The sequence below is a fragment of the bacterium genome, assembly GCA_009926305.1.
In the GTDB taxonomy this organism is placed as follows: domain Bacteria; phylum Bdellovibrionota_C; class UBA2361; order UBA2361; family RFPC01; genus RFPC01.
The window spans coordinates 1-4,319 of record RFPC01000128.1; the positions used below are offsets into that span (position 1 = coordinate 1).

Annotated in this window: 5 protein-coding genes; 4 read left to right on the forward strand and 1 reads right to left on the reverse strand. The window is 47.5% G+C overall.

Annotation, left to right across the window (positions count from 1 at the left end; genetic code table 11):
• Together dnaK and dnaJ are read left to right on the forward strand one after the other, a co-directional pair.
• Positions 1–1,083, forward strand: a 1,083-nt coding sequence (dnaK, locus tag EBR25_12545) for a molecular chaperone DnaK (protein NBW41814.1), incomplete at its 5' end; no start/stop codon positions are given.
• A gap of 262 nt (positions 1,084–1,345) precedes the next feature.
• On the forward strand, positions 1,346–2,455 hold the full coding sequence (dnaJ, locus tag EBR25_12550) for a molecular chaperone DnaJ (protein NBW41815.1): 1,110 nt from the start codon (positions 1,346–1,348) through the stop codon (positions 2,453–2,455).
• 75 nt (positions 2,456–2,530) lie between these two features.
• On the opposite strand, the gene EBR25_12555 is transcribed toward dnaJ, so the two are convergent.
• Positions 2,531–3,397: a hypothetical protein gene (locus EBR25_12555; protein NBW41816.1), complete on the reverse strand. Its 867-nt coding sequence runs from the start codon at positions 3,395–3,397 to the stop codon at positions 2,531–2,533.
• Positions 3,398–3,506: 109 nt separating this feature from the next.
• On the opposite strand from EBR25_12555, the gene EBR25_12560 reads away from it, so the two are divergent.
• Together EBR25_12560 and EBR25_12565 are read left to right on the forward strand one after the other, a co-directional pair.
• Positions 3,507–3,698 carry a hypothetical protein gene (locus EBR25_12560; GenBank protein NBW41817.1) on the forward strand — a complete coding sequence of 64 codons (192 nt, stop codon included), beginning with the start codon at positions 3,507–3,509 and terminating at the stop codon, positions 3,696–3,698.
• The coding region (locus tag EBR25_12565; GenBank protein NBW41818.1) for a hypothetical protein at positions 3,688–4,319 on the forward strand (632 nt) is incomplete at its 3' end. The genes EBR25_12560 and EBR25_12565, both read left to right, overlap by 11 nt.

Consider the following 4,319-nt stretch of genomic DNA (forward strand, 5'->3'; position numbering starts at 1 on the left):
GGTCCAAAGCATTTGAACGTGAAAATTTCACGTTCAAAGTTTGAGGCGCTTTGTGAAGATTTGCTCAAAAGGCTTGATGACCCGTGCCGAACTGCGCTCAAAGACGCAGGTCTTTCTGCTAACGAAATAGACGATGTTATTCTTGTTGGGGGGATGACTCGGATGCCGGCGGTTCAGGCTCGAGTAAAGGCAATTTTTGGGAAAGATGCTTCGAAGAATGTGAATCCAGATGAGGCAGTAGCCATCGGTGCCGCAGTGCAGGCGGGTGTTCTTCAGGGAGACGTGAAGGATGTTCTCCTTCTTGATGTTACTCCTTTGAGTCTCGGTATTGAGACCTACGGCGGAGTGGCTACGAAGCTTATCGAGAAGAACACTACGATTCCAACGCGGAAGAGTCAGGTGTTCTCTACTGCGGCGGATAATCAGCCAGCAGTTTCAATACATGTGCTGCAGGGTGAGCGAGAGATGGCAGGGGATAACAAGACTCTTGGTAGATTTGAGCTTGTTGGTATTCCACCGGCTCCAAGAGGAGTGCCGCAAATTGAGGTGACTTTCGATATTGATGGAAATGGGATTGTTCATGTATCCGCGAAGGATCTCGGAACTGGAAAGGAGCAATCGATTCAGATTACCGCAAGCTCTGGTCTTACGGATGAAGAGATCGATCAAATGGTGAAAGACGCTGAGGCGAATGCTGACGAGGATAAACAGCGAAGAGAGAAAGTTGAAGCAAGAAACGGACTTGATTCGCTCGTGTATAGCACAGAGAAGCAAGTTGCTGAGCTTGGGGAACAGTTATCAGCGGAGGAGCGCGGGAGCGTAGATACTGCTCTTGAAAACGCAAAAAAGGCGCTTGAGGCTGACGATCTTGAAGGCATTAAAAATGCGACAGAGGAGCTCACCACGGCAGCGCATAAGGTTTCTGAAATGGTCTACAAGAAGGCTGCAGAAGAACAGGCAGCTTCTTCTGCAGACGGTGGAGCTGGGGCTGGCAGCAGTAATGGAGCAAGTGATTCTGGGGCACAGAGTAACGCAGCGGACGATGATGTTGTTGATGCAGACTTTGAGGAAGTGCGGGAGTAGTTTTCAGTAAGGGAGCCCTCAGGAGCTCCCTCTGGAAGCCTATTGGTATTTTTTACTGAGAGAGTTGGGTAGTAGGTGCGAATCTGGCATTCTACCACCCAACGCCTGAGCACTGGTTTATAATCCCTGGTGGAGATACTTCTTAGGGTTTTCGCTTTACACGAGGATAACGAATTTGAGCGAAAAGCTATCCGTAGGATATGGAGCTAGCCAGGAGTTTTTCAGGCATTCATAGAAAGGCATCACCGAGGAGAGAGTTACTGTGTCCAAGAAAGATTGTTACGAGTTGCTTGGAGTTTCTCGTTCGGCGTCCCAAGATGAGATCAAGAAGGCGTATCGCAAGTTAGCTATTAAGTATCATCCAGATAAGAACCAGGGAGATAAGGCCTCAGAAGAGAAGTTCAAAGAGGTGACGGATGCGTATAGCGTTCTGAGCAATCCAGAGCAGCGTCAGCAGTATGACCAGTTCGGTTGGGCCGCGTTTGAGCAGGGGGCAGGCGGTGGCTTTTCGGGAGATTTCTCTGGCTTTGAAGATTTATTCGGAGACATTTTTCAGTCTTTTTTTGGTGGAGACATTCGCCGAGGGGGGTCACGGGGATATCCCGGTCAGGATCTGAAGTATAATCTTGAAGTAGATTTTGAAGAAGCAATCTTCGGTGCTGAAAAAGAGATCGAAATACAGCGCCATGTAACCTGTGGAACATGCTCGGGGGATGGCACGGCACCGGGAACAACTCGCGAACGGTGTCAGCAGTGTCGTGGACAGGGACAGGTTGGCGTTCAACAAGGATTTTTTACAATCGCACGTACCTGTCCCGTATGTCAGGGGAGTGGCGAAATCGTTCGGACGCCATGCGAAACGTGCAAGGGTGCAGGACTCCAAGCAAAACCAGCAAAGATTAAAGTAAAGGTGCCGGCTGGAATTGATCATGGGCAGCGCTTGAAGTTGCGAGGCGAGGGGGAATCCGGGACTCAAGGGGGACCTCCAGGAAATCTTTATGTTCAAATACTCGTTAAGGAACACCCAATTTTTGAAAGAGATGAGTCCGAACTCTTTTGTGAAATTCCCATCACGTATGTTGCGGCAACCCTTGGTACCGAGATCGAAGTTCCTACTTTGGAAGGGAAGGAGAAAATACGCATTCCTTCGGGAACACCATCGGGGAAAGTTTTTACGCTTCGCCAGAAAGGAGTGCCAAAGCTTGGCTCCTCGCAGCGAGGGAATCTTCATATTCGATTTGTTGTTCATGTGCCAAAGAAGTTAGGAGAGCGTCAGAGAGCTCTATTAGAGGAACTGCGTACTTTAGATGGTGACCTGCCTATTGAGGAAGAGAAGAGCTTTTTTGAGAAGCTAAAAGAGAAACTCCTCTAGGCCTAGAAACGCATTTTCTGATGTCTTCTTTCTCAGAAGCTCTTTTCTTTGAACTCTTCATAGGGGTAACAAGGGTCAGCGCACTGTAACAGATGGGACAACAGCAGTGATAAAATCGAAAACAGATTGAGATGTTATATTCGTAAAAAAAGTCTCATCACCAGTCTGACAGCTTGGCAGTATTCCAGAAGAGACAACTCCTACAATGCCATCAACTTCCTGCCCAGATTCATCCAGATAGCTAAGAACTGCTGGGCCTCCTGAATCTCCGAAACAGGTATTGCTTCCTTCTCCATCATATTTTGCGCGAATATGAGTAGTTAATACCTGATTGATTCGCATCTCACCGCTTCGCAGAGTTCCAGGTTGGTCCAGTTCCGTTTTTCCATAGCCAAAGATAGATATGGTTTCACCTGGATTTGGTTGTCGGGTCCCGACGATTGGTAAAATAGCAACTCCAGTCAGTGGTTCGCTAAGCCGAACGATTGCCGCATCGTTGTTAATTCGAGAGTTTTCGGTATCTATCGTAAGGGCAGGATGATTTGTAATCTGTGCAGCAGTAACAGTCTGTCCTGCTACCGATACAGTAGTAGCGCCTACTGAGGAGAAGAAGCAGTGCGCAGCTGTAAGAACATGCGTTGGTGTAATAAGTGTTCCAGAGCAGATTCCTTGCAACCCGTCACTGGTATTGATTATCAGTTTTACTATTGGAGAATTGGTCTCTGAGCATTCAGTGCCATTGATGATTCGTGTGTTCAATCCGAGTTGAGCGCATGCGCTTGTTTGGAGGGGAGGAGAACTATCACTATCACCGCCTCCCCCTGAGCAACCACCAAGGAGGAGACCACCACAGAGGAGAAAGGTGCATGCGGCAATAACCGCTACTATTACATGCCAGGGAAAATATAGGTGAGAGGACTTTAAGGAGGTATTATTCTTCATGTTCTTATCTCTAATACATTTTTCTCAGAAGCACACCGCAAAATTGGAGTACTGAGACTCTCTTTGACTGCTTTTGGAGTATTTCCTATTCCCAAAATCCATAAAAATAGTGAGATACAGACTCTATCTCTTGAGCTCTCTTGCTGAACAGGCGAACCTACCTATACAACAGGGATTTTGCGGTAAGGTGCGTGTACTTGCAGTTTTAATAGCGAGGGTTATGATCGGCTCGCAAGCGCTCTACTGGTATTTCTGGAGAAAAGAAAAGACAGGTGATAAAGAGAGGATTCATGGCGAATAGATATTATAAGTGCGGAGTGATGTGGACGTCTTCTCTGTTCCTTCTTCTTGCATCGGCGAGTTGTGTGAATAATTCGAGAGTTGCGTCTAAGGCACCGCGCCAACGTTCAAGTTTAGAACGGTTTCCAAACGTCTCATCTGGAACTCGCCAAATTCCAAGTCCAACTGATACTTATTTTGGTGGAAGACCTGAAAGGCTTCCGTGGCAGTCTTGGGTTGATCACCGAGATCTTTCAGGACGTCCCGTGACGAATATGGCTCTGCTTGAAGGAGATGAGCTTTTTGCTCTTGGTCACTATAGAAATGCGCTCATTAAGTATAATCAGGCGAAAAATCCTACCGCATCCCGTGGTGAGCAGGATGCGCTGATTCTTCGAGAGGCTGCAGCGAGACTTGCGTTAAATAGCCCTGAAAAAGCGCTACGTATTTTAAGTGATTATTTTCGAGAATCAGGTCGGGCAGAAGAATCGGTCACAGCACCATTCTCCCTTATCTTTGCATTTGCATACGGTGTTCGAGGAGACATAGATCAGTCACTAGCATGGTTTTCTAGAACAAACAGGATTCATGCCGGAGTAGGGGGATTCTCAGAGGCAGCATCCAGTGGGCTGCGCTCATTACT